Genomic DNA, 25,101 nt, shown 5'->3' with positions numbered 1-25,101 from the left:
GTTCATGGACGAGCCGCAGGTCGTGATCGAACGGGCCGGGCCCGCCGACGCCGGGGAGATCCTCACCGTGCAGCGCGCCGCCTACCTGGCCGAGGCGCAGCTGTACGGCGACCCGTTCATCCCCCCGCTGGTGGAGTCGCTGGAGCAGGTGCGCGCGGTGCTCGACGGCGACGCCGCGGTGCTCAAGGCCGTCGCCGGGCACCGGCTGGTCGGGGCGGTGCGGGCCCAGTTCAGCGGCCGCACCTGCCTCATCGGCCGGCTGGTGGTCGCGCCGGACGTGCAGCGGCGCGGCATCGGCGCCCGCCTGCTGGCCGCGTTGGAGGAGAACGTCGCGGACCGCGCCGACGCCTGCGTCCTGTTCACCGGCCATCTCAGCGAGGGCGGCCTGCGGCTGTGCCGGCGGCTCGGCTACCACGAGACCCACCGCGAACGCGTCGCGGCCCATCTGACGCTGGTGCACATGCGCAAGGACCTCGTCCCCGCCGCGGCCGCCGGCTGACCCGCGCGCTCGGCCGCCGACCGGGCGGTCGTTAGGGTGGGGGCCGTGCTGAAGGTGGGACTGACCGGCGGAATCGGATCGGGCAAGAGCGAGGTGTCGGCGCGGCTCCGCGCCCACGGCGCGATGATCATCGACGCGGACCGGATCGCCCGGGAGGTGGTCGAGCCCGGCACCCCCGGGCTGGCGGCGGTGGCGGCCGAGTTCGGCGAGGAGATCCTGCGGCCGGACGGGTCGCTCGACCGCGAGAAGCTCGCCTCGATCGTGTTCTCCGACGCCGACCGGCGCGCCGCGCTGAACGCGATCGTCCACCCCTTGGTGGGGGAGCGGGTGGCGGAGCTGATGGAGGCCGCCCCCGAGGACGCCGTGGTGGTGTACGACGTGCCGCTGCTGGTGGAGAACGACCTCGCCGGCATGTACGACGTGGTGGTGGTCGTGGACGCCCCCGTGGAGACGCAGATCCGGCGGCTGGTGGAGCGGCGCGGGATGACCGAGGAGGAGGCGCGCGCCCGGATCGCCGCGCAGGCCACCCGGGAGCAGCGGCGTGCGCTCGCCCACCACGTCATCGACAACTCCGGAAGCCTGGACGAGCTGCACGCCCAGGTCGACGCGCTGTGGGACGAGCTGGTCCGCCGCGCCCACACCGCCCCGGCGGGGTGAGACCGGTACGGGGTCCGTGGCCTTCTGCGGCGCCGCGGCCGTCCCGCGGCGCCGCAGAAGGCCGTCAGAACTCCGCGTCCAGGGGGATCTGGTGCACCTCGGGGAGGTACGCGTCGAGTTCCCCCGGCTCGAAGCGGCACATGCCGATGGCGTACCAGAACGCCGACGCGACCTCGCCCTCCCACTTGTAGCGGCCGGACGGCGACAGCGCGGCCCATCCGTCGGGCAGCCCGAGCAGGGTGGCGCGGCGGAACGGCGCGGCGGGGTCCGACACGTCCCACAGGATGATGGCGCCGTCGTCGCCCGCGCTGGCCAGCAGAGCGCCGTCCGGTGAGAACGCCACCGACCAGACGCGTCGGGTGTGGCCGGACAGGACGTGCAGGACGCGCCCCTCATGGGGGTCCCACAACCGCACCACCAGGTCGTCCCCGGCCGTGGCCAGGATGTCGCCCCCGGGGTGGAAGGCGGCGGTCCACAGCCGTCCGGTGTGGCCGGTGAGGACGCGGCGCGCCTGGCCCGCGCGCGGGTCCCACAGCCAGGCGGTGCCGTCGTTGCTCGCGCTGACGAGCGTGTCCCCCGTGGCGTCGAACTGCACCCGGTAGACGCGGTCGGTGTGCCCGCGCAGCGTGAAGAGGCATTCGCCGGTGCGGGGGTCCCAGAGGCGGACCAGGTTGTCGTCGCAGCCGGTGGCGACCATGCTCCCGTCGGGGGAGAAGTCGATGGAGCGCACCCGGCCGCGGTGGTCGGCCAGGTTGACGGTCTGCCGGCCCGTGGTCCAGTACCACAGGCGGACGGTGTCGTCGTCGTTGGCGGTGGCCAGGCGCGTCCCGTCGGGGCTGAACGACTGCGCCCACACGTGGTCGGTCTCGACGTTGAGTTCGCGTTCGAACGTGCCCGTGCCCGCCTGCCACAGGTGGACGCCGCCGTCGTTGGTGGCGGTGGCCAGCTGCCCGCCCTCGGGGTTGAAGGCGACGGACGTGAGGTTGTCGGCGACGCCGTGCAGCTCCCGCACCAGGCGTCCGGTGCGCGGCTCCCACAGCCGCACCAGGCCGTCGTTGCCGCTCGACGCCAGCAGGCCGCCGTCGGGGGAGAAGCACACGCCGGTGACGCGGCGGCCGTGGCCGCGCAGCACGACCCGGCACTGGCCCGTCTCGGCGTCCCACAGGCGGGCGGTGCCGTCGTTGCTGCTGGTGGCGAGCTCGGCGCCATCGGGGCGGAACGCGAACGGCCACACCGCCCCCCGGTGCCCGGCGAGCTCCACGCGCAGCCGCCCCGTGTCGGGGTCCCAGAGGCGGACGGCGCCGGCGCTGTCGGCGGTGGCCAGGCGCCGCCCGTCGGGGCTGAACGTGGCCTGGTAGATGGCGCCGTCGTGCCCGGTGAGGGTGCGATGGTGGCGCCCGTCCCGCCACAGCCGTACGGACTTGTCCGTGGAGCCGGTCACCATCAGGTCGCCGTCAGGGTGGAACGCGATGGCGTACACGCGGCCCGTGTGGCCCAGCAGCTCCTGTTTGATCTCCCCGGTGCGGATGTCCCAGAGGCGCACCACGCCGGCTTCGTCCCCCGCCGCGAGGAGGGAGCCGTCGGGGTGGAACACGGCCCGGTAGACGGAGCCGCGGTGGCCGGTGAGCTCGCGCTGCAGTTCGCCCGTCTTCAAATCCCAGACGCGCAGGACGCCCGCGTAGTCGCCCGTCACCATCAGCGTGCCGTTCGGGTCGAACACCGCCGTGTAGATGGGGGCGGTGTGCCCCGGCAGTTCGTGACGTCGTTCGCCGGTGGCGCAGTCCCACAGGCGGATGGTCCCATCGGCCGCCCCCGCCGCGAGGAGCGCGCCCTGGTAGGGGTCCTCGGCGTCGGGGCGGGGCGGGCCGACGACGACGGGCCACACCCCTTCGGGATGCACGGTGAACGTGTGCGCGCAGTGCCCCGTGGCCAGGTCCCACAGCCGCACGGTGCCGTCGGCCGATCCGGTGGCCAGCAAGTTGCCGGTGCTGTCGAACAGGACCGCGTACGTGCGGTCGCGGTGGCCCAGGAGCATGCGCAGAGGCTTCCCCGTGAGCGCATCGCACACCAGGACGCCTCCGTCCTCGCCTCCCACCGCGAGGATCGACCCGCCGGGGCTGTAGGCGAGGGGCTGAGGAAGCCGGCTGGTGGCGAAGTGGAATCCGTACGGCACCCCGATCCCGGCGGGGGCGACCTGCAGGTCCACCGGGCGGCCCGGGGCGATGGCGGCCTCGCGCAGCTCGGGCGCGGACGCGATGCGGTCCGGCAGGGTCGCGTCGATGAGGGCGGCGCGCGTCCAGCGGCTGCCGTCGACCGTCGCGTCCCGCAGGTCGGCGCGGGCCAGCCGCGCCCGGGACAGGTCGGCGCCGCGCAGGTCCGCGCCGGTCAGCCGGGCCTCGTCGAGCCGGGCCCCGGCCAGCGACGCGTCCCGCAGCACCGCGCGCGACAGGTCGGCGCCGACCAGCTGCGCCTCGGTCAGGTCCGCGCCGGTCAGGTCGACGCCCTGGAAGTCGCGGTAGGACAGGTCCTCGCCGGCCAGCCGGGCGCCGCGCAGGTCGGTGCGCGTCGACGTGCGCAGCCGCGTGGTGATCTTGAGGGCGTTGGCGCGCGCCACGTCGTCCGCGTCGGCGTCCGCCAGCACCTGCGCCGCCCACTGCTGGCAGGCGCGCGTGTCGGCCAGGTCGCACAGGAAGTCGACGGTCAGCTGCGACAGCTGGCCGGTGACGAGCACGCGCGGCGCGGCGGTCCTGCCGAACTCCTCCGCGATGTGCTTGGCGACGAGCCACTCCATCACGGAGCTGTGGATGAACCCGAACAGGCCCTCCTCGGTGCGCACCAGGAGGCTGCCCGCCCCCACGGCGTGGGTCATCTGGTCGCGCGACATGCGCCCCTCGGTGAGACCGGTGAGCGTGTCGGCCACGTCGGTGAGCTCGGCCAGCCGCAGGAACGGCTCGTTGCTCTCCCACAGCCGCAGCGCGAGCGTGCCGACCGCCTCCCACATGGCCTCGACGGTCAGCCCGGTCGGACCGCCCGCGTGGCGGACCCGTTCGGCCTCGTACGCCAGCCAGGACGACAGGATCTCCCGGTACAGGTCGGCGGGGCTGACGGTGTGGCGGGCGTGCGCGACCGCCCGCAGCCGCTCCTCGGGCAGGTCGGCGATGAAGCTGAGCATGCGCGGGTTGCTGGTCAGGCCCAGCAGCTCCTCCAGGCCCGCCAGGATGCGCAGCCGCTCGTCCGCGGTGCGCTCGTCGCCGTAGCGGTTGACGAGGTACGCGCGGACCTGCGCGGGCGTGAAGTCCTCCAGGCTCAGCACCCGGCGGTGCGGCAGCACCCCCACCTTCTCGCCCAGCGCGGTGAGCACCTGCGCCTGCGACTTGAAGTGCTGCGTGCGGCTGGCCACCACGATCTTCGCCTTGTCCTGGGCGGCCTGCAGCAGCGTGTCCAGGTGTTCGGCGGCCTGGTCGTAGGTGACGCGGGTGACCAGCTCGTCGAACCCGTCGAACAGCAGCACGATGCGGCCCTGCCGCAGCATGTAGTGGAACGCCTTGAGGTCGATCAGCTCCTCGCCGTGGTTGGCCAGGTGCGCGGCGACCAGGCCGTCCACCGAGTGGGCCTTGTCGAGGGCGCGCAGCTCGATGAGGATCGGGATGACGTGCGGCAGCTCCTCGGGGATGCGGCGGGCCAGCTCGCGCAACGCGAACGTCTTGCCGCGGCCGAAGTCGCCGAGCAGCAGCACGAACCGCCCGTGGTCGGCGGCGAGCAGGCGCAGCATCTCCCCGACGACGTCGTCGCGCACTTCGTCGCCGGCCGTGTCCGAGGGCTGGCGGTCCACCACCCGGTAGCGCTGCGGCACGTACAGGGACGGGGGGTACAGGTCGCCGGACGACAGCCGCGCCGTCTGCCCCGCCACGTACTCGGAGAGGTCCAGCAACCCCTGGAACTCGGTGAAGCTGCGCACCCTGATGCCGCGGCGCAACGCGTCCTCGCGCAGTGACCGCGGCGGGGGCGGGCCCACGTAGACCAGTTCCGAGCCGTGGTCGGAGCCGTCGGCGTGCACGTGGCGGGCGAACGCGTCCACGTCCGCCTCCGTCACCTGTCCCACGTGGGCGCCGATGCGGTACTGGCGGACGAAGCCGTCCTCCATGTGGGTGAGCAGCAGATGCGGCGCGTCTGTGCCGCCCCCGGGGCGCGGCGCGGGCACCACGCGGCGTATGTTGGCGCGTTCGAACCGCGTCTCGCAGGCCTCGGCGATGCGGTCCAGCAGGCGCGCCGTCGGGTCGGGGGCGGCCTCCGCGCGTTCGTCGCCGTGGGAGCGTTCGATCTGCGGGGTGGGGGCGGGCGGCTCGGACTGCTCGCGCGGCGGGGAGAAGGTCGCGCCGACGAAGGTCCAGGAGCGTTCCAGCCGTTCGGGGGAGCGTCGTTCCGCGTGCTCGGGGATCCAGCGTTCCAATCCGTCGCGCCGTATGACGACGGTCTGGTGGCGGCCGGGACCGAGCGCGGGCACGACGGGCGTCTCGGACGGCATCAGCGGCATCGTGCCCAGTTCCGACGGCGTCCCCTGGAAGAACAGGTTGACGTGCGTTCCCAGCAGGGAGTCGACGACGTCGGGGTCGCGCATCGCGTCCTTCTGCCCGGCGACCGGGCTGTGCGCGACGGCGCCCAGGCGCAGCCAGCCCTCGTCTTCGAAATGCCGCAGCCGCTCGGTGAACCACGCGGCCTGCGCGCGGCCCACCTCCCCGTAGCGGTCCTCCGGACGGTGCGTGATCGGCAGCGTGGAGTTGAGGCCGGCGACGACCACCTTGAGGTCCGGCATGGGGAACAGCGTCCAGGGCTGGGCGCTGTCGAAGATGAGGCTGTCGAGGCCCTGGTAGAACTCCTTGAACAGCCCCGCGAAATGCCGCCATTTGGGCCAGTACGGCGGCTGCGGCTCGATGTCGTCGGCCTCGCAGCTGGAGAAGTACGCCTGGCACGCCGCGCGGGTCACGTCGTGCGGGCCCGGCACGACCACCACGCGCTGCGCCTCCAGGCCCAGCAGCGCCCGCAGGCTCGTCAGGAACGACAGCGCCTCGGCGAACTCCTTGCGGCTGCCCGAGTGGGTCAGATTCCCGGTCACCACCAGCAGGTCGGGGCGCGGCACGCCCGCGTCCGTCAGCCGCGTGACGTCGCTCCAGATGCGATCCTGCAGCTCCGTGGCCGTGGTCGGCTCGTCCGGTTCGGCCAGGGTGCGTCCGAACCGGGGGCCCGACACGTGCAGCACGCTCAGGTGCTCCCGCGGCCGGATGTCGTCACCCGCCGCGCCCGGGAACGCGGGCGGCACCACGGGCGCACGGCGCATCGCGCGCTCTCCCGTGGCCTCGGGCAGCGTCCCGCCGGCGGGTTCCGCCGGGGAAGGCTCCGCGTGCGTCCCGGGCGATCCCGGGAAGGCGGGCCCGGTCAGCGGACGCGCGTGCCCGGTCAGCGCCTCGTTGATGCGGCGCATCAGCAGCGCGCGCGCTTGCGCGGCGTCCTCGACGCCCACCAGGTCCACGTACGTGATGGTCGACAGCAGACCGTCGATCTCGCAGTCCTCGATGCGCACCGTGACGAGCTTGCGCGCGGGGTCGTCGGGGTCGGCGCGCAACGCCGTCATCCACTCCCACCGTCCGTACCGCGACCGCAGGTAGTTGCGCGACAGCACCGCGATGACGACCTTGGCCTCCGACAGGCCGCGGTCCATGAAGTCGATGAAGTTGGTGCCGGGGACGAAGTCCCACGCCTGCATCATCGTCCGGTGCCCCGCCGTCTCGAGCTGCCAGGCGATCCACGCGGCCCAGCGTTCGTCGGCAGGCGAGTAACTGATGAAGAAGTCAGTCGGGCGGTCCTGCCCGTACGGGCCGGAAGGGGGTGTCATGCGGCCAGTATCGCGCGGGCGAACCGGCCCGTGCATCGCCGCAACGCCCGCGCCGCGGGGGATGCGCGGCCATCCGCCCCCATCCGTCCGGGAGAGGAGGGCGGCGCGGACAGTGTGGGATCATGACGGCCGTGGCCCCACCCAGCCAGACCATCAGGCGCGCGCTGAGCGCTCTCGGCGTGCTCGACTGGATCCGCATCGGGCTCCTGCTGCTGGGCCTGGTCTTCGTGGCCACGGGTCTGCTGCCCAGCGCCGACGCGCGCGCCAGCCTCGAACGCATCGCCCCCCTGCTGCTGTTCCTGTTCAGCGTCATCGTCCTGGCGGAGCTGACCAAGGAGGCGGGGGTCTTCGACGCCATCGCCCAGGGCATGGCGCGGCTCGGACGCGGCGCGTACCCCGTGCTGTTCGTGCTGTGCGTGGCGTTCGCCGCGACCACCACCGTGTTCCTCAACCTGGACACCACCGCGGTGCTGCTAACACCGGTCATGCTGGCGTTGGCGGCGCGGGCGCGCATCGCGGCGCTGCCGCTGGCGATGACCACGGTGTGGCTGGCCAACACGGCCAGCCTGCTGCTGCCCGTGTCCAACCTGACGAACCTGCTCGCGGCCGACCGCGTCGCCTTGGAGACGCCCGAGTTCGCCGCGCGCATGTGGGCGCCCCAGCTGACCGTCCTCGCGGTGACCATGGCGCTGCTGTGGGTGTTCTTCTGGCGGCGCGGCATGCGCGGCGCGGAACGCTACGAGCCGCCCCCGCCCGTCCCCGTGCGCGACCGGGCGCTGTTCCTGTCGACCGCGGGGGCGTGCGTGCTGTTCATCGGCTCCATCCTCGCGGGCGTCCACACCGGGATCGCCCTGGGCCTGGCCGCCACCGCCGCGGCGGCGGTCGCGGTGGTCGCGTTCGCCGTCCGCGACCGGTCGGCCCTGCGCCCCTCCCTGATCCCCTGGCAGCTGATGGTGTTCGTCACCGGGCTGTTCCTCGTCGAGCCGACGCTCGAGCGGTACGGGCTGGACGAGGCGATGCGCGGGCTCGTCGGCGCCGACGACGGCCTGGGCGGCGCGCTGCGGGCCGCGTTCGCCGGCGGCGGCCTGTCCAACGTCATCAACAACCTGCCCGCCTACGTGGCGGGCGAGTCGGCCGTCCCGGTCGCCAACCACGACCAGCTGCTGGCCCTGCTGATCGGCACCAACGTCGGCCCGGTGATCACACCGTGGGGGTCGCTGGCGACGCTGTTGTGGTTCGAATGGTGCCGCCGCTGGGACGTGCGGGTGCCGATGGTGAAGTTCCTGGCGACCGGCGCGCTCCTGGCGGTCGCGGGATGCGCCGCCGGCGTGGTCGTCCTCCTGCTCACCGGCTGAACCGCCGCCGGCGCCGGGCCCTCGGTTCACACGGGGCGGGCGCCGTTGACGGTCGCGGCGGCGGTCTCCAGAAGGCTGTCCATGAGGTCGGGACGGGCGGCCACGAAGCCGCGGTCGGCCGGGGGCAGGTCGATGTCGAGCTCGTACGGGGACCCGTCCAGGCGGCGCAGCTCCGCCCCCGCCTCGGCGGCCAGCAGCGCGCCGGCGGGCAAGTCGACGATCTCGGGGCGGTAGCCGACGATGCCGTCGATGTCGCCCCGGGCCAGCATCACCCACGCCACCAACGGCGCCCACAACTGCAGCAGCCGTCCGCACCCCGCCTCGAGCGACGTGCGCAGCCGCAACGCCACCGGGTCGCCCCGCCCCACCTCATGGCCCTGCGTCCAGGCCAGGACGGGATGCCTGACGCGCCCCGGCCCGGTCAGCCGCAGCCGCGCGCCGTCCGGTCCCAGCGCTCCCTGGCCGCGCGCAGCCGACCAGGTGCGCGCCGTCACGGGATCGTGCACCACCCCCAGCACCGGAACCGACCCCGCGCACAACGCCAGCCCCACCGCGTACACCGGCATGCCGATCGCGACGTTGTTGGTGCCGTCCAGCGGGTCCACGAGCCAGACCATGTCGCCGTCGCCGCCGTCCGCGGCCTCCAGCACCCCCGACTCCTCGGCGACGACGCGGTGGCCCGGGTAGGCGGCCCGCAGCCTGTCCAGGATCAGCGCCTCGGCGGCGGTGTCCAGCTCCGTGACCACGTCGACGCCGTCGCCTTTCGCCCGCACCCCCAGCGGCTCGCACATGCGCCTGCGCAGCAGCGCCCCCGCCGCCTCGGCCGCGTCGATGGCGACCCTGCGCGCCTGCATGAGATCGACCGGATCGGCCTGGGACGGGGTACGGGCGCTCATCGGGCCTCTCCAATCGGCAGGCGGCAGTACGTCAGGGGCGCCCCGAACGGCGCGGTGTCGGATCGTCGTCGGGACCCCGTCGGGGCGGGGCGGGCTCGGAAGACTGGCGCGCCGCGCCCCCGCCGGCGCCTCCGGAGGGCGCGGGGTCCCCTCCCGAGGGCAGCGTGACGGACGGCGGCTCCAGCGAGTACTCGGCGGCGATGCGGCGCGCCGAGTGGAGGGCGGCGCGGGCGGCCTCGTCCGGGTCGCACGTCATCCGCCGCACCTGGTGGCTGGGGGTGTCGAGCGGCCCCAGGGACAGGTCGCCGCCGCCCGGGGTCTGGCGTCCCAACGCGACCGTCGCGGCGTCCGGCTCGCCCTCGATGAAGGTGCTGTGGAACGCCCCCGCGGGCAGGCTGTAGGTCTCCCCGCTGCGATGCGTGGCGACGTCCCCCGGGGTGTACCGGACGGTGCGGCCGGTGGCGCGCAACTCGTCCACGTCCCCCCGGCTGAGCACTTCGAACACCCGGTGCGTGGCCGGGCCGTCCTCCTCGACGCGCACGCGCATGTTCCGTACGTTCCCATAAAGAACGAAGCTGACCAGGTCCCAGCTGTGGCAGTGCACCAGGGACGTCGTCGACTCCGCCGGGGCCACCTGCGGCGACCAGATGTGCAGGCACACCCCCAGCTCACCGCGCCGCTCCACGGGCACGCACAGGAACCCCAGGGGATGCCGGACGACGGCGGTGGGGGAGCGTCCCGCGGCGACGTCCGCCAGCACGTCGCGCGCCCACGCGGGCAGGGACCCCGTCGCGGTGCCCGCGGCGATCTCGTCGCGGACGGCGCCGTAGACGCTGCCGTGTCGATCCGAGAAGCGCATCGCTGATCACTCGTAGGGATCCTTGGCGCGCAGCGCCTTGCGGATGATCTCGATGACGTCGCGGTCGGTGTAGGAGCCCGGCAGCTCGATCCCGATGACCTCGAACAGCTTGCGCGCCTCCTCGACGGTCGGCTCGTCGTCCAGCGGGGCCAGCCGCGCCTGCTCGACCGGGACCCGGCGCGCCTGGTCCAGGCTGGTCTGCAGCTCGGCGGCGCACCAGGCGTAGTAGAACTTCCCGCTGTCGACCACCAGCGCCTCGCCGCGCGGGTCGTCCCGCGTGACCACCAGGCGGGACGCGGCCAGGTCGTAGCGCAGCGTGGTCATCGTCTGCGACAGGCCGACGTCGATGTCGAGCATGTTGAAGCGCTGCTTGTGCCAGCAGGCCGCCAGGATCGTGGCGTAGGCCTCCTTGCGGGTGCGGTCCGTCGTCCACGGCTCGCCCGTGGCGTCCGGGCGGTCGGACACCGACCGGCGGTGCCGCGCGTAGGCCTCGCACACGGTGACGTTGGTGGGATCGATGATCTCCAGCCGCACCAGCAGGGTGCGGCGCTCGCGGCGGGCCGCGGCCACGCACTCCGGCAGCGTCCGCGCCCGGATGTAGGTGCCGGTGCCGCCCTTGAAGAACCAGCGGTCGGTGTCGCGGCGGGCCTCGGCGAGCTCCTGCGCCACCTGGGTCCCGTCGATGACCCGCACCACCGACGTCTCGTCCAGGGCGCGCCTGGTGTCGGACACGACGCTCTCGAACCGCTCGATGTCCGCCAGCCGCTCGCTCAGCGCGTCCAGCGTCGCCGAGGACGACCGCAGCGTGTCGCGCACCTCGGTCTCCACCGGCTGGCGGCGGGTGCGGTCGCGCAGCACCGAGGTGGCCAGCAGGCCGATCACCGCGAGGATCGCGCTGTCGGTCACTTCGTCCGGCACTTCCACCCCGAGGCCGATCACGGCGACGCCGATGGCCAGCACCAGGGCGATGAGGGCGTCGGCGTTCTTCCCGAACCAGAGCGCGAATCGGGTCATCGCAACAAATTTTCCCGTCCGTCGGCGGCGTCGTCATCGTAACCACAGCGGCAGAGCAGGGCCACCGGCCCGGCACACGCGAATGTGCGCACCGTAACGGCGCGGGCGGGCGTCCGCTCGGGGGCCGATTGCGGACGCCCGAAGATCCTTGTTGCAGATCGTCGGTGAAAGTGGGATGTCAGTGACGAATTCATCGCACTGTCCCCTCTGTGCCGCCGGGGCGTCGTTATCGGAACGGTCCTGATCGAACTGGGCTATAGGCTCGTTCCATGCGACTCCGGCGCTGGTGGGAGGGGTTTCTGGAGTGGTGGTCGGATTTGTGGCCGACCCGCCGATCCCAGGCGCTCGACCTGTCCCTGGCCGTCGGCATCGCCGTCGTCGACGCGGTCTTCCTCTGGTTCACCCCCCAGGACTTCTGGCTTCCCCCCTCCGTCGTGTCGGGGTGCAGCGTGCTGCTGGGGCTCGCCCTGATCGTGCGGCGCCGCCATCCGGTCGCCCTCGCGCTGTTCGCCCTGGTCCTCGGGACGGTCGCGGGCGCGGGCGCGTTCTCCGTGGTGGTGACCTTGTACTCGTTGGGCGCCTACACCGCGTCACGCCGCATCGTGCTGGTCATCGCCGCGGTGTCCTTCGTCTCTTTCCTGGTGCAACCGGGGCCCACCGCGAACAAGGATCCCTTCCTCGCGCAGGTCGCCGGCGGCGTGACGTTCATCTTGTCCCCGGTGCTCCTGGGCCTCTACATGGGCGCCCGCAAGCAGCTGTTCGCGTCTTTGCAGGAACGCGCCGAACGCCTGGAACTGCAACAGCATCTGCTCGCCGAAAGCGCGCGCGCCGAGGAGCGCACCAGGATCGCCCGAGAGATGCACGACGTGGTCGCCAACCGCGTCAGCGTCATGGTGGTGCACGCGGGGGCGCTCAAGGCCATCGCCGCGCGCGACCCCGCGCGGGCGGCCGAGACCGCGGCGGTCATCGGCGAGATGGGCCGGCAGGCGCTGGAGGAGCTGCGCCAGGTCATCGGCGTGCTGCGGCAGGGCGAGGACGTGCTGCCGCAGTCCTCGCCGACCATGGAGGACCTGCGCGCCCTGGTCGACCAGTCCAGCGCCGCGGGCCTGCGCGTGACCCTGCGCGTCCGGGGGGAGCGGGAGCAGGCCATCCCCCCGGCGGTCAGCCGCGCGGTGTACCGGCTCGTCCAAGAGGCCCTCACCAACGTCCACAAGCACGCAGGCGACGCCGACACCAGCATCGACCTGTGCGTGCGGCCGGAGTACGTCGAGGTCGAGGTGACCAACGCGCCGCCGCGCGCGGCGCCCAGCCACGGTCTGCCCAGCGGCGGCAACGGCCTGGTGGGGCTGCGCGAACGGGTCACCGCCCTGGGCGGGGTGTTCTCCGCCGGACACTGCGACGGCGGCGGCTTCCGGGTCCGCGCCCAGCTGCCGCTCCCGGCCTCGTCCCCCGCAGATCAAACCCCGTGACCTGGGAAACTTCCTTCTGTGCGAGATTGTCGGACCCGCTGCATAAAGTGGGGAGCGGCGGATCGCCCCGGTCCGCCGGTGTCCGGTACGGGGGGAGTCGAGATGCGGCCGATCACCGATCTGCAGCGCAAGGTGGCGCCGTTCAAGGTCGTCACGGACATGACGCCGTCCGGAGACCAGCCCCAGGCGATCGACGAGCTGGCCCGGCGGGTGGAACGGGGCGACAAGGACGTCGTGCTGCTGGGCGCCACCGGCACCGGCAAGACCGCCACGATCGCCTGGCTGATCGAGAGGCTGCAGCGGCCCGTCCTGGTCATGCAGCCCAACAAGACGCTGGCCGCGCAGTTCGCCAACGAGCTGCGGGAGATGCTCCCGCACAACGCGGTCGAGTACTTCGTGTCGTACTACGACTACTACCAGCCCGAGGCGTACATCCCGCAGACCGACACCTACATCGAGAAGGACTCCTCGATCAACGACGAGGTGGACCGGCTGCGCCACTCGGCCACCACCTCGCTGCTCACCCGCCGCGACACCGTCGTGGTCGCCTCGGTGTCCTGCATCTACGGCCTGGGCACCCCGCAGGAGTACGTCGACCGGATGGTCACGCTGCGCGTCGGCGACGAGATCGAGCGCGACGAGCTGCTGCGCAGGCTCGTCGCGATGCAGTACACGCGCAACGACCTGTCGTTCACCCGCGGCACGTTCCGGGTCCGCGGCGACACCATCGAGATCATCCCCCAGTACGAGGAGCTCGCCGTCCGGATCGAGATGTTCGGCGACGAGATCGAAAAGCTCGCCACGCTGCACCCGCTGACCGGCGAGGTGCTGTCGGAGGACGAGGAGGTGTACGTCTTCCCCGCCTCCCACTACGTCGCCGGGCCCGAGCGCATGGAGCGCGCGATCCGCGACATCGAGGCCGAGCTGGAGGAGCGCCTGGCCGAACTGGAGCGGCAGGGCAAGATGCTCGAGGCGCAGCGGCTGCGCATGCGCACCACCTACGACATCGAGATGATGCGCCAGGTCGGCACCTGCTCGGGCATCGAGAACTACTCCCGGCACATCGACGGCCGGCCCGCCGGATCGGCGCCCAACACCCTGCTGGACTTCTTCCCCGAGGACTTCCTGCTGGTCATCGACGAGTCCCACCAGACCGTCCCGCAGATCGGCGCCATGTACGAGGGCGACGCGTCCCGCAAGCGGATGCTGGTCGAGCACGGCTTCCGCCTGCCGTCGGCCATGGACAACCGCCCGCTGAAGTGGGAGGAGTTCCTGGAGCGCATCGGCCAGACCGTGTACCTGTCGGCGACGCCCGGCCCCTACGAGATGGAGCGCGTCAAGGGCGACGTCGTCGAGCAGGTCATCCGCCCCACCGGCCTGCTCGACCCGGAGATCGTGGTCAAGCCCACCAAGGGCCAGATCGACGACCTGGTGCACGAGATCCGCGAACGCGCCGCCCGCGACGAGCGGGTCCTGGTCACCACGCTGACCAAGAAGATGGCCGAGGACCTCACCGACTACCTGCTGGAGCTCGGCATCCAGGTGCGGTACCTGCACAGCGAGGTCGACACGCTGCGCCGGATCGAGCTGCTGCGCGAGCTGCGCACCGGCGAGTTCGACGTGCTGGTCGGCATCAACCTGCTGCGCGAGGGCCTGGACCTGCCCGAGGTGTCGCTGGTGGCGATCCTGGACGCCGACAAGGAGGGCTTCCTGCGCTCGGAGACTTCCCTCATCCAGACGATCGGCCGCGCCGCCCGCCACGTCTCCGGCCAGGTGCACATGTACGCCGACACCGTCACCCCGTCCATGCAGCGGGCGATCGACGAGACCAACCGGCGCCGCGCCAAGCAGCAGGCCTACAACGCCGAGCACGGCATCGAGCCCCGCGCGCTGCGCAAGCGCATCGCCGACATCCTCGACTCCCTGGTCCGCGAGGACGCCGACACCCAGACCCTGATCGGCGGCGCGGGCCGCCAGCAGAGCCGCGGCAAGACGCCCGTGCCCGGCCTGGCCTCCCGCACCCGGGAGGCGGGCCGGCACGCCGCCGACCTGGTCGGCGAACGGCCCCGCGAGGAGCTGGAGTCCCTCATCGAGGAGATGACCGCCCAGATGCACCAGGCCGCCGCCGACCTGCAGTTCGAACTCGCCGCCCGCCTCCGCGACGAGATCAAGGAGCTCAAGCGGGAGCTCCGCGAGATGAAGGAGGCCGGCGTCAACTGACCCGCCCCCGCCCGCGCTTTCGCCGTGCGCCCGTGCGTCCCGGCTGCGCCTACCGCGTCGCTCCGGGGATCTCGACGTCTGTACGAGCCCCCGGCCCGTGAGGCGCCGCCGCGCCGCCCGGTGGCCGGAGGCGAGCGGCGGGTCCGGCGGCAGGCCCCGGCCGAGCCGCGGCCTGAGTAGAGCCCGCGGACGCCGTTCGGGTTCGGGCGGCGTTCCCGCGGCCGGCAACCCGCGCCGGGGGACCGCCCCGGATTCGGCCGCAAGCCCGCCGCCGACGGCCGCGACCGCCGTTCCACCGACGGTTCCCGTCAGCCCGTCCCGGGCAAGCGGCCGCCCAAACCCGCCCTCGCCGCGCGACGTCGCAGCGGGCGAGCGCGGAACGGCCGGCCGGCCGCGAGGCGCCCGCGGTGGATCTCGGTGGTCGCGTGGCCGCCGTTCAATCGACGTCCGCCCGCGCTTTCGCCGTGCGCCCCTGTATCCCGACGGTGCCTGCCGGGTCGCTCCGGGGATGTCGACGCCGGTGTGGGACGGCCGGCCGCGAGGCGCCCGCGGCGGATTCCGGTGGCCGCCGTTCAACCGGCGTCGGGCGGCGGCAGGACGATGGGGCGGCCGGGGGTGGGGAGGCGGAGGCGGTCGGCGAAGGCCGCCGCGGCGAAGGCGGTCTCGACGTCGGCGGGGCCCTCGGTGAAGTGGGCCCAGCCCTCGATGTGCAGCGGGACGACGTGCCGGGCGCCGAGGACGCGGGCGGCCTCGGTCATCGCGGCGGCGCCCAGGGTGAGGTCCGCGCCGGGGACCAGGGGAGTGCGGGCCGCGCCGCCGAACAGGACCGCGACGTCGACGCGCGGGAAGCGCGCCGCGATCTCGCGGACGACGTCCAGCGAGGCGTTGTCGCCGCTGACGTACACGGTCGGCAGGCCGGCGCCGGTCAGCACGAAGCCGGTGACCTCGCCGGTGAGGTGCTCGGTGCCGGGCGGGCCGTGCAGGGCCGGCACGGCGGTGATCCGCACGGGGCCGAGGTCGAAGTGCCGCCACGGGGGCAGGGCGGTGACGCCGGGGACGCGGCCCGCCGCGGCGGTCGTGCTCAGCACCAGCGGGACCGTGCCGAGCAGGGCGCGGCCGGCGCGGTCGAGGTTGTCGGGGTGCTGGTCGTGGGAGAGCAGCACGGCGTCGAGCAGCCCGATCCCGGCGGCGTCGACGGCGGGCGCGGTGGTCTTGGTCAGGGCGCGGTCGCCGATCGGGTAGTCGCCGGGCGGGTCGAAGGTGGGGTCGGTGAGCAGCCGCAGACCGCCGATTTCCAGCACGGCGGTGGGGCCGCCGACCGGCAGGATCGTCATGGTCATGGGACGTACTGTGCCGGGCCGCGCGGAGCCGCAGGAGTGGCGTGAACGCCATGGTCCGATAGGATCCGGCCATGCCCCGGAACCCCAGGACGGTCGGCGTGGTGCTCGGCGACGACGCGCCGATGCTGGAGATCGCCGTGCCCGCGCGGGTGTTCGAGCTGGCGGCGCGCGGCGGCCCCGCGTTCGAGGTGGTGGCCGTCCCCGAGCGTCCCGGCCCGTTGACGACCAGCGCGGGCATCCAGGTCAGCGCCCCGCACCCGCTGACGGCGCTGGACCGGGTCGGCATGGTGATCGTCCCCGGCTGGCGGGACCCGGCGCGGGAGCCCGCCGCGCCGCCGGTGCTGGAGGCGCTGCGCGCCGCCCACGCCGACGGGGCGACCGTGGTCGGGCTGTGCCTGGGCGCCTTCGTGCTGGCCGAGGCGGGCCTGCTGGACGGGCGTCGGGCCACCACGCACTGGCGCTACACCGCCGCCCTCGCCGCCGGGTACCCCGGCGTGACGGTGGTCGACGACGCGCTGTACGTGGACGACGGCACGATCGTGACCAGCGCGGGCAGCACCGCCGGCATCGACGCCTGCCTGTACCTGCTGCGGCGCGAGCACGGCGCGGCGGCGGCCAACGCGGTCGCGCGGACGCTGGTGGTGGCGCCGCAGCGGACCGGCGGGCAGGCCCAGTTCATCGAGCGTCCGGTGCCCGAGCCGCCGGTGGGCGACGCGATCGGCGACGCGGTGGCGTACGCGCTGGAGCACCTGGACGATCCGCGCCTGGACGTCGACCGGCTGGCCGCCGCGGCGCACATGAGCCGCCGCACGTTCGACCGGCGGTTCCGCCAGTCCACCGGCGAGTCGCCGCTGCGCTGGCTGCTGACCCAGCGGGTGCTGCGCGCCCAGCACCTGCTGGAGTGCACGGACCTGGACGTCGACGCGGTGGCGCGGCGGTCCGGGTTCTCCGACGGCGTGGCGCTGCGTCCGCACTTCCGCAGGCTCGTGGGCGTGCCCCCGCAGGCGTACCGCAACGCTTTCCGCGCCTCGTGACGCCGGGAGGCTCGCGTGGCGCGCCCCGATCCCGACCGTTTGCGCGGCGGCGCGATCGGGGACGCGCCGGGCGCGCCGACGCGTTCCGCGGAGGCGGGAAAACCGTTTGATCGCCGCGGGGGCGCGGTCCACGATCTGCGGGTGGACGAGATGCCGCGCCCCGCGCAGCCCGCTGATCTGGCGGGCCTGCCGGCGATCGAGCGGTCGGCGGACCGGCTGTTCGCGCCGCTGGGGATCGTGTTCCCGCCGGGGCCCACCGTGATCGAGGAGTTGATCGGGCGGGACGTGCGGGTCCTCGTCGCGGGCACACCGCCGGTGGCGTTCGCGGCGTTCCGGCCGATGGACGGCGCGACGCACCTGGAGCAGATCGCCGTCCGCGCCGACCGCGTCCGCAAGGGCATCGGCACGCGGCTGCTGCGGGCCGTCCTGGAGCGCGCCGGACGACCCGGTGTGACACTCCTCACGTTCCGGGACGTGCCGTGGAACGCGCCGTGGTACGCCCGACACGGCTTCGCCGAGTTGCCGCAGGACCGCTGGGGGCCGGGCCTGCGCGCCCGCTGGGACGCCGAGATCGAGGCGGGGCTGCACGCGCTCGGCCCGCGGACGGCGATGTGGGGATCGGCCGGGAACCGGGAACGCGGCAGGCTCGTCTGATCATGCGGGGACGAGGGAAGGGAGGGCGATGACGGGGCCGGGCACCTGGCCGCGGCGGGTACGGGACCGCCTCGGAGACAGGGGTCTCGCCATCGCCCTCCTGCTGGTCTTCGTCGCGGCGGCGATCACGCCGCTCGTGGCGCTGCCCGCCGTGCGGTGCGAGGTCTTCGGCAAGGGCTGCCCGCGGACGATCCACACGCTGCGCGCCGAACCGGTCACCTCGACCGCCGCCGTCCGGCTCACCCCCGTCGAGGCCGCCACCCAGGGCGCGTACGTGGCGCTCGGCGACTCCTACTCCTCCGGCCTGGGGGCCGAGATCACGGCGGCCGACCGCAACCCGCTGAACCGGTGCCACCGCACGTCCGGCGCCTACTACCACGAGGTGGCCAAGGCGTTCCGGTTCGCGCGCGGCACCGCGTTCTGGGCCTGCGCGGGCGCGACCACCGCCGACGTCCTGCACGGCAAGTCCGGGGAGCCCGCCCAGCTGGGCCGCGTCGACCGGAACACCAGCCTGATCACCCTCAGCATCGGCGGCAACGACGTCGGCTTCTCCCGGGTGCTGGCCGGCTGCGTGGTCAAGCTGCCGTGGAGCCGCAACTGCCAGGATCAGGGCGGCGACATCGCCGCGCGGATGGCGCAGTTGCGCCGCACCCTGCCCGGCCTGCTGGAGAAGATCACCGATCGGGCGCCGCGCGCCCGGGTGATCGTGATGGGCTACCCGCGGCTGTTCTCCGAGGTCGACAACGCCGCCGGCGACAACATCGACGTGGCCGACCAGCGCTGGCTGAACGCGCGGGCCCGCGACCTGAACCAGCTGATCCGGCAGGCCGTGCGGGAGGCCGACGAGCGCCTGGCCGCCACGGGCGCCGCGGGCAGCGTGGAGTTCGTCGACGCCTACAACGCGGTCGCCGGGCACGAGGCGGGCAGCTCCGACCCGTACATGAACGGCCTGTCGCTGAACCTGTCGGCGCTGGCCGCCGAGCCGCGCAGCTTCCACCCCACCGCCAAGGGGCACCGGGCGCTGGCGGCGCTGTTCGTCGAGCAGATCAGGAACGGCCCCGGCCGCCCGCTCAACCAGTTCCGCTGAGGCGGCGCGGCGGCCGGTCAGCCCTCGGTGAGCGCGTTCAGGCGTTCCACCGCGTCGGCGAACTCCTCGATCATGTCGTAGACGACCTGGCGGGCGGGCCGCACCGAGTTCATCAGCCCCACGCACTGGCCGACGAAGTAGCCGGCCAGCTCGCGGGCGCCCGGATTGCCGGCCTCGGCCGCCTTGGTGATCTGCCGCATCGCGCCCTCGGCGAGGACCATCTGCAGCGGCATGCCGAGCGGGCCGGGGCTGTCCGGGCCGTCCCACTCCTCGGTCCACGCCGACCGCAGCTGCCGGGCGGGCTTGCCGGTGCGCGACCGCGAGCGGACGGTGTCGCGGGACGTGGCGGCGAGCAGCTTCCGCTTGACGACCGGGGGCGTCTCGGCCTCCTCGGTGGTCAGCCACACCGAGCCGCACCACACGCCGGACGCGCCCAGCGCCATCGCCGCGGCCATCTGGCGTCCGGTGGCGATGCCGCCCGCGGCGAGCACGGGGACGGGCGCGACGGCGTCCACGACCTCCGGGACGAGCACCATCGTGGAGATCTCCCCGGTGTGCCCGCCCGCCTCGCCGCCCTGCGCGACGATCAGGTCCGCGCCCGCGGCGACCTGGCGGCGGGCGTGCTCGGCGGTGCCGACCAGCGCCGCCACCGGGACGTCCGCGGCCCGGGCCGCCTCCACCAAGTGCGGGGGCGGCGGGCCGAGCGCGCTGGCGATCAGCCGGATCGGGTGGGCGAGGGCGACCTCGACCAGCTCCGCGGCGCCGCGCTCGGTGACGCCGGGGCCGCGCGCGCCGGAGGTCCGGGCCCGGTCGAAGTCCGGCAGCGGCACCCCGTACTTGTCGAACAGCTTCGCCAGGAACGCCCAGTGCTCCTCGGGGACGGCCGCCAGCAGCGCGTCCAGCCCGCCGGCGCCGCCGCGGGCCGCCTCGTCGATGCGGGCGGGCACCAGCACGTCCACGCCGTAGGGGCGGCCGCCGACGTGGTCGTCGATCCAGCGCAGCTCCTCGTCCAGGCGTTCGGGGGTGAAGGCGACGGCGCCGAGCACGCCGAAGCCGCCGGCGTTGGTGACGGCGGCGACCACGTCCCGGCAGTGGCTGAAGGCGAAGAGCGGGAACTCGATGCCGAACCGTTCGCAGACCTCGGTGCGCATGCACCGACGGTAGGTGACCGAACCTCATTCGGTCTAGGGGGCAGCCGAGTGCGGGGCTCTACCGTGGCTCGAACAGCACGTAGGACTCGCCTTCGGGGGGATGCCGGAACACCGCGCGCAGCGGCAGGCCCTCCCGCAGCCGCTCCGGGTCCACGTCGGTGAGCCGCGCGTGCAGCCACGGCCCCTCGGCCAGCTCCACCAGCGCCAGGCGGACCGGCGGCGGCACGGTGCCGTCGTCGGCCGGGCGGCCGTGCAGGACGGTCCAGGTCACCAGGGCGGCCTCGCCGCTCGCCTCGGCCCAGGCGAGGTCGTCCGAGCCGCAGTCGGGGCAGCCGCCGGCGTCCGGCGCCAGCCACCGGTCGCAGGCCGCGCACCGCCGGATCACCAGGCGCCCGCCGGCGGCGCCGTCGAAGAACGGGTCGGTGCGTCCGTCGCGCCGCAGGATGCCGATGTCCACGGTCAGGCTCCCTTCGGGTGCGGGCTGACGATCAGCGTGGAGTGGTGGTCCAGGACGCCGCCGTTGCCGCTCACCAGGATGACGTCGTTGCGGGGAACCTGCCGGTCGCCGCCGTGGCCGCGCGCCTGGATCACCGCCTCCGACAGGGGCGTCATGCCCCACATGTAGTAGCCCGACAGCTGCCCGCCCCCCGTGTTGGTGGGCAGCGCACCGCCGGGGCCGAGCACCCCGGACGCGACGAACGGCCCGCCCTCGCCCTTGGGGCAGAACCCGTAGTCCTCCAGCGACACCAGCACCGTGTAGGTGTAGCAGTCGTAGATCTGGCAGACGTCGATGTCGTCGACGCTCACCCCGGCCATCTTCATCGCGATCGGGCCGGACACGGCCGCGCCGGTGGTCAGGCCGAAGTCGCTGCCGCGCTCCCTGCGGTGCCCGGGGTGCCCCTGGCCCCAGCCCCACAGGTGCACGGGCGGCTGGGCCAGGTCGCGGGCGCGGTCGGCCCCGGTGACGACCACGGCGACGGCGCCGTTGGACACCAGGCAGCAGTCCAGCAGGTGCAGCGGTTCGGCGACCCACCGGGAGTTCTGGTGGTCGGCCAGGGTGATCGGCTCGCGCATCTGCGCGAGCGGGTTGCGCGCGGCCCACTGGCGGGTGCTGACCGCGATCGCGCCGAGCTGCTCGCTGGTGGTGCCGTAGCGGAGCATGTGCCGCCGGGCGGCCAGCGCGTAGAACGCGTTGACGCTGCGGAACCCCAGCGCGGCGGTCATGCCGCCGTACCCGTACCACTCGGCGGCGTCCCGCTGGTAGGCCGAGCCCGCCGACCGCCGCGGCCGCAGCGGCGCGTCGGCGAACACGCACGCGACGGTGGACGCGGCGCCGCTGAGCACCGACATCGCCGCGTACGCCACCATCGCGCCGGCGGTGGCGCCGAACGCGTTCATCTGGGTGAGCAGCCGAAGGTCGCGCAGCCCCAGCGCGGCGGCCAGCTCGACGCCGGGCGAGCCGCTCGTGCCGTGGCTGACCAGCAGGCCGTCCAGGTCGGCCAGGGACAGTCCGGCGTCGGCCACGGCCCGCCGCACGGCGTCGGCCGCCAGCCGGCGCGGGCTGCGCCCGTAGACCTTGCCGAGCTCGGTCATCCCCAGGCCCGCGATCGCGGCGCCCGCCGTGGATCCGGTCACGCCCCCTCCTTCGCCCTGTCCGCCCCCACGTTACCGAATCAGATTCGGCCGCGGGGGCGGGGGACGAGGACGCGGCGCGGGTCAGGACGCGAGGACGGCCTGCAGGAAGTCGCGGGTGCGCTGCTCGGCGGGCTCCTCGAAGATCCGCTCCGGCGGGCCCTCCTCGACGATCTGCCCCTGGTCGAACATCAGCACCCGGTCGGAGATGTCGCGGGCGAACCCCATCTCGTGCGTCACGCACAGCATGGTCAGGTCGCTGCCGCGGGCGATGTCGCGCAGCAGGTCCTGCACGCCGACGACAAGCTCCGGGTCCAGCGCCGAGGTCACCTCGTCCAGCAGCAGCACCTTGGGCTCCATGGCCAGCGCGCGGGCGATCGCCACCCGCTGCTGCTGCCCGCCCGACAGCTGCGACGGATGGGCGTCGATCTTGTCGGCGAGCCCCACCATGTCCAGCAGGCGGCGGGCCCGCTCGACCGCCTCGTCCTTGGACAGCCCCAGCACCCGCATCGGCGCCTCGGTGAGGTTGCGCAGCACGTTCATGTTGGGGAACAGGTTGAACTGCTGGAACACCATGCCGACCTGCTTGCGCATCTCGTGCAGGTGCTTTTCGTTGGCCGGGACGAGCCGGTCGCCGCGCCGCATGTGCGACAGCGGCCGGTCGCCGATCCAGATGACGCCGCCGTCCACCTTCTCCAGCGTCATCAGCAGCCGCAGGATCGTGGTCTTGCCCGAGCCGCTCGGCCCGATCAGCGTGACCCGCTCCCCGGGCGCGACCTCGAAGTCCAGCTCGCGCAGCACCACGTTCCGGCCGAACCGTTTGACGACCTTCTCGAAGCGGATGCCCGGCGCGTCCGTCCGCTGCGGCGGGACGTCGGGCGCGCCCCGCGCCGTCCCCGCGGGGACGTTCTCCGACGACTCCTCGGGCGTGGCGGGTGCGGTGTCAGTGGGTGGCATAGCGCGCCTCCAGGCGACGGACGACGATGGACGACAGCACGCTCACGATCACGAACAGCACGCCGACGACCGTGATCGGCTCCAGGTACCGCAGCGTCTCGGCCCCGGCGTGGTAGGCCGCGCCGAGCAGCTCCACCACGTTGATCGCCAGCAGCATCGGCGAGTCCTTGAACATGGCGATCAGGTAGTTGCCGAGGGCCGGCACCACCTTGCGGACCGCCTGCGGCAGGATCACGTCCTGCCAGGCGCGGCGCCGCGGCAGGTTCAGCGCGGTGCACGCCTCCCACTGGCCGCGCGGCACGTCGGCGATGCCCGCCCGGTAGACCTCGGAGGTGTAGGTGGAGTAGTGCAGCCCCAGGCCGATCACCCCGGCCGTCAGCGCGCCGAGGGTCAGCCCCCAGCCGGGCAGCACGTAGAAGATGAAGAACAGCTGCACGAGCAGCGGGGTGCTGCGGATGAACTCCACCACCCACCGCACCGTCTGGTTGACGATCCTGCTGGGGGTGCGCCGCAGCAGCGTCCACACCAGGCCCAGCACCAGCGCGATCAGGTAGCCGAGCAGGGTGGCGATCACGGTGACGCGCAGCCCGTCGAGCAGGTCGGGCAGGATCTCTCCGGTGTAGTGCCAGTCCCAGGTCATCAGCCCTTCACCGCCCCCGCGCCGGACGCGTCCGCCGTCCGCGGCAGTGCGTCACGCCGGACGGGCCGCCGCCCCAGCATCCGGTCCACGCGCCGCTCGGCGTACCGCACGGCCAGCTGCAGCAGCTGCGCGATCACGAAGTACATCACCAGGATGACCAGGAACGTCGCCGTCGTCTCGCCCGTGGACGCGCGGATCTGCTGGGCGCGGAACGTCAGGTCCCCGATGGTGATCAGGGAGACCAGGGCGGTGCCCTTCATCAACTCGATGATCAGATTCCCGAACGGCGGCAGCATCAGCGCCACCGCCTGCGGCAACGTCACCCGCACCAGCCGCTGCCACGGGCGGAAGTTCAGCGCGATCGCCGCCTCGTACTGCGCCTTCGGCACGGCGTTCAGCGCGCCGCGCACCACCTCGGCGCCGTACGCGCCGACGTTGAGGCCCAGCGACAGCACCGCCGCGGCCATCGGGGTGAAGCGGAACCCCACGAGCGGCAGCGCGTAGAACAGCCAGTACATCAGCACGAGCGTGGCGGTGCCGCGGAAGAACTCCACGTACACCCGGTTCAGCGCGCGGAGCGCGACGTGCCGCGAGGTGCCGGCCAGGCCGAACGCCAACGCGAGCGCCAGCGCCAGCGCCGACCCGTACACCGTCAGCTGGACGGTGATCCACGCGCCCCGCAGCAGTTGCGGGTAGGCCTCCAGGACGTCCGACACGGCCCGTCACCCCTGGCAGAACCTGGCCGCCGTGTCGTCGGGGCCGGGCAGCTCGGCCTCGGTGAACCCGAACGGCTTGAGGATCGGCAGCAGCCGCCCGGTCCGCTTCAGCTCGGCCAGCTTGTCGTTGAACGCCTGGAGCAGGTCGGCGTCGGCCTTGCGGAACGCGAACCCGCCGGCGCCCTTCTGCTCCTTGCCGTCGATGACCGGGGTGAACGGCTCGGTGAGCTCGAACGGGTCGCCCTTGTGCTTGGACAGCAGGTCGGCCAGCGAGATGCGGGTCAGCGCGATGCAGTCGATGCGCCCGGCCTTCAGGCCCTCGTAGGCGCTGGGCTGGTCGGGGAACGTCTTGATGTCGCCCTTGGGCACGCCCAGCTTCTCGGCGTACCCGCCTTCGACGGCCCCGGTCAGCACGCCCACCCGGAGCTTCTTGCGGGCGATGTCCTCGAACTTCGCGATGCCCGCGGGGTTGCCCTTGGGCACCATGAACGCGGTCTTGGCGACGTAGTCGGGGTCGGAGAACGCGACCGCGCCGCAGCGTTCGGGGGTGATGAACATGCCCGCGGCGATCACGTCGAACCGGCGGGCGTTGAGGCCGCCGATCAGCCCGCCGAAGTCGACCTGGACCCCCTCGATGGTGCCGATGCCCAGCTCCTTGAAGATGACGCGGGCCAGCTCGGGCGCCTCCCCGGTGAGCTTGCCGGAGGTGTCGGTGTAGCCGTACGGGGCCTCGTTGGCGAACCCGACCTTGATCTTGCCTTCCCGCCTGGCCCGTTCCAGGGTGCCCCCGCCCCGGCGCTCCTGCTCGGGGTCGGTCCGGGAGCAGCCGGCGGCGGCCAGCGGGACCGCACCGGCCAGGACGGCCGCGGTGCGCAGGAAGTCGCGTCTCGTCGAGGAAGTCATCGTCGAACTCCTGAGGGGTGAGGCCCCGCGGCCGGTGCGCCCGGGACGCTGCCGCGGGGCGGGGATCGATGGGCTGATCGGCGGCGGGACGGGCGGCCTCGCGCCGGGCGGGGGCGCCCGTCCCGCCG

20 protein-coding genes are annotated in these 25,101 nt (G+C 73.6%); 8 read left to right on the top strand and 12 right to left on the bottom strand.

Features of this window, described 5'->3' with window-relative positions:
• Window positions 1-4 precede the first annotated feature (4 nt).
• Together AR3_RS07925 and coaE are read left to right on the top strand one after the other, a co-directional pair.
• Window positions 5-499, top strand: coding sequence for a GNAT family N-acetyltransferase (locus AR3_RS07925; RefSeq protein ID WP_067910785.1), 495 nt, complete (start codon window positions 5-7; stop codon window positions 497-499).
• 45 nt (window positions 500-544) lie between these two features.
• Window positions 545-1,156, top strand: a complete 612-nt coding sequence (gene coaE, locus AR3_RS07920) for a dephospho-CoA kinase (protein ID WP_067910924.1) — start codon at window positions 545-547, stop codon at window positions 1,154-1,156.
• Between the two features lie 64 nt (window positions 1,157-1,220).
• Here the strand turns inward: coaE and AR3_RS07915 are convergent, their stop codons facing one another.
• Window positions 1,221-7,046, bottom strand: a complete 5,826-nt coding sequence (locus AR3_RS07915; protein ID WP_067910782.1) for a WD40 domain-containing protein — start codon at window positions 7,044-7,046, stop codon at window positions 1,221-1,223.
• A 131-nt stretch (window positions 7,047-7,177) separates the two neighbouring features.
• Between AR3_RS07915 and AR3_RS07910 the strand changes: the two genes are divergently transcribed.
• Window positions 7,178-8,401: an ArsB/NhaD family transporter gene (locus AR3_RS07910; RefSeq protein WP_227023002.1), complete on the top strand. Its 1,224-nt coding sequence runs from the start codon at window positions 7,178-7,180 to the stop codon at window positions 8,399-8,401.
• A 26-nt stretch (window positions 8,402-8,427) separates the two neighbouring features.
• Here the strand turns inward: AR3_RS07910 and AR3_RS07905 are convergent, their stop codons facing one another.
• The 3 genes from AR3_RS07905 to AR3_RS07895 are packed head-to-tail and all read right to left on the bottom strand — an operon-like array spanning window position 8,428 to window position 11,170.
• The gene (locus AR3_RS07905; protein WP_067910775.1) at window positions 8,428-9,297 is read right to left on the bottom strand and encodes an inositol monophosphatase family protein; all 870 of its coding nucleotides are present in this window, start codon (window positions 9,295-9,297) and stop codon (window positions 8,428-8,430) included.
• Between the two features lie 31 nt (window positions 9,298-9,328).
• Complete coding sequence (locus AR3_RS07900; RefSeq protein ID WP_174545432.1) at window positions 9,329-10,156, bottom strand: hypothetical protein; 828 nt, start codon at window positions 10,154-10,156, stop codon at window positions 9,329-9,331.
• A gap of 6 nt (window positions 10,157-10,162) precedes the next feature.
• Window positions 10,163-11,170, bottom strand: a complete 1,008-nt coding sequence (locus tag AR3_RS07895) for a hypothetical protein (RefSeq protein WP_067910771.1) — start codon at window positions 11,168-11,170, stop codon at window positions 10,163-10,165.
• Window positions 11,171-11,439: 269 nt separating this feature from the next.
• Between AR3_RS07895 and AR3_RS07890 the strand changes: the two genes are divergently transcribed.
• Together AR3_RS07890 and uvrB are read left to right on the top strand one after the other, a co-directional pair.
• Complete coding sequence (locus tag AR3_RS07890) at window positions 11,440-12,639, top strand: sensor histidine kinase (protein WP_083951076.1); 1,200 nt, start codon at window positions 11,440-11,442, stop codon at window positions 12,637-12,639.
• 102 nt (window positions 12,640-12,741) lie between these two features.
• The gene (gene uvrB / locus AR3_RS07885) at window positions 12,742-14,859 is read left to right on the top strand and encodes an excinuclease ABC subunit UvrB (protein ID WP_067910768.1); all 2,118 of its coding nucleotides are present in this window, start codon (window positions 12,742-12,744) and stop codon (window positions 14,857-14,859) included.
• Between the two features lie 572 nt (window positions 14,860-15,431).
• Here the strand turns inward: uvrB and AR3_RS07880 are convergent.
• The gene (locus tag AR3_RS07880) at window positions 15,432-16,199 is read right to left on the bottom strand and encodes an MBL fold metallo-hydrolase (protein ID WP_227023001.1); all 768 of its coding nucleotides are present in this window, start codon (window positions 16,197-16,199) and stop codon (window positions 15,432-15,434) included.
• A 71-nt stretch (window positions 16,200-16,270) separates the two neighbouring features.
• Here AR3_RS07880 and AR3_RS07875 point away from each other — a divergent pair, with 71 nt between their 5' ends.
• From AR3_RS07875 to AR3_RS07865, 3 genes are all read left to right on the top strand, one after another.
• Entirely contained in the window at window positions 16,271-17,233 is a 963-nt protein-coding gene (locus tag AR3_RS07875) for a GlxA family transcriptional regulator (RefSeq protein ID WP_067910763.1), read from the top strand.
• A gap of 150 nt (window positions 17,234-17,383) precedes the next feature.
• Entirely contained in the window at window positions 17,384-17,887 is a 504-nt protein-coding gene (locus AR3_RS07870; RefSeq protein WP_067910919.1) for a GNAT family N-acetyltransferase, read from the top strand.
• 28 nt (window positions 17,888-17,915) lie between these two features.
• The gene (locus AR3_RS07865) at window positions 17,916-18,974 is read left to right on the top strand and encodes an SGNH/GDSL hydrolase family protein (RefSeq protein WP_067910760.1); all 1,059 of its coding nucleotides are present in this window, start codon (window positions 17,916-17,918) and stop codon (window positions 18,972-18,974) included.
• Between the two features lie 17 nt (window positions 18,975-18,991).
• Here the strand turns inward: AR3_RS07865 and AR3_RS07860 are convergent, their stop codons facing one another.
• The 7 genes from AR3_RS07860 to ehuB form a co-directional block, all read right to left on the bottom strand.
• Complete coding sequence (locus tag AR3_RS07860) at window positions 18,992-20,125, bottom strand: NAD(P)H-dependent flavin oxidoreductase (protein ID WP_067910758.1); 1,134 nt, start codon at window positions 20,123-20,125, stop codon at window positions 18,992-18,994.
• Between the two features lie 58 nt (window positions 20,126-20,183).
• A complete protein-coding gene (locus AR3_RS07855) occupies window positions 20,184-20,582 on the bottom strand; it encodes a Zn-ribbon domain-containing OB-fold protein (protein ID WP_067910755.1) in 399 nt (132 codons plus the stop codon).
• 2 nt (window positions 20,583-20,584) lie between these two features.
• Window positions 20,585-21,760: a thiolase family protein gene (locus tag AR3_RS07850; RefSeq protein WP_227023000.1), complete on the bottom strand. Its 1,176-nt coding sequence runs from the start codon at window positions 21,758-21,760 to the stop codon at window positions 20,585-20,587.
• A gap of 81 nt (window positions 21,761-21,841) precedes the next feature.
• Entirely contained in the window at window positions 21,842-22,714 is an 873-nt protein-coding gene (gene ehuA / locus AR3_RS07845) for an ectoine/hydroxyectoine ABC transporter ATP-binding protein EhuA (protein WP_083951074.1), read from the bottom strand.
• Window positions 22,701-23,354, bottom strand: a complete 654-nt coding sequence (gene ehuD / locus AR3_RS07840) for an ectoine/hydroxyectoine ABC transporter permease subunit EhuD (RefSeq protein WP_067910753.1) — start codon at window positions 23,352-23,354, stop codon at window positions 22,701-22,703. Before ehuD ends, ehuA begins: the two co-directional genes overlap by 14 nt.
• On the bottom strand, window positions 23,354-24,070 hold the full coding sequence (gene ehuC, locus AR3_RS07835; RefSeq protein WP_067910750.1) for an ectoine/hydroxyectoine ABC transporter permease subunit EhuC: 717 nt from the start codon (window positions 24,068-24,070) through the stop codon (window positions 23,354-23,356). The genes ehuD and ehuC overlap by 1 nt, the downstream gene beginning before the upstream one ends.
• Before the next feature lie 6 nt (window positions 24,071-24,076).
• Complete coding sequence (ehuB, locus tag AR3_RS07830; protein WP_067910747.1) at window positions 24,077-24,973, bottom strand: ectoine/hydroxyectoine ABC transporter substrate-binding protein EhuB; 897 nt, start codon at window positions 24,971-24,973, stop codon at window positions 24,077-24,079.
• Window positions 24,974-25,101 lie beyond the last annotated feature (128 nt).

Source organism: Actinomadura rubrobrunea NBRC 15275 (genome assembly GCF_001552235.1).
Lineage (GTDB): Bacteria > Actinomycetota > Actinomycetes > Streptosporangiales > Streptosporangiaceae > Spirillospora > Spirillospora viridilutea.
This window is presented reverse-complemented; position numbering and strand designations above follow the sequence as displayed.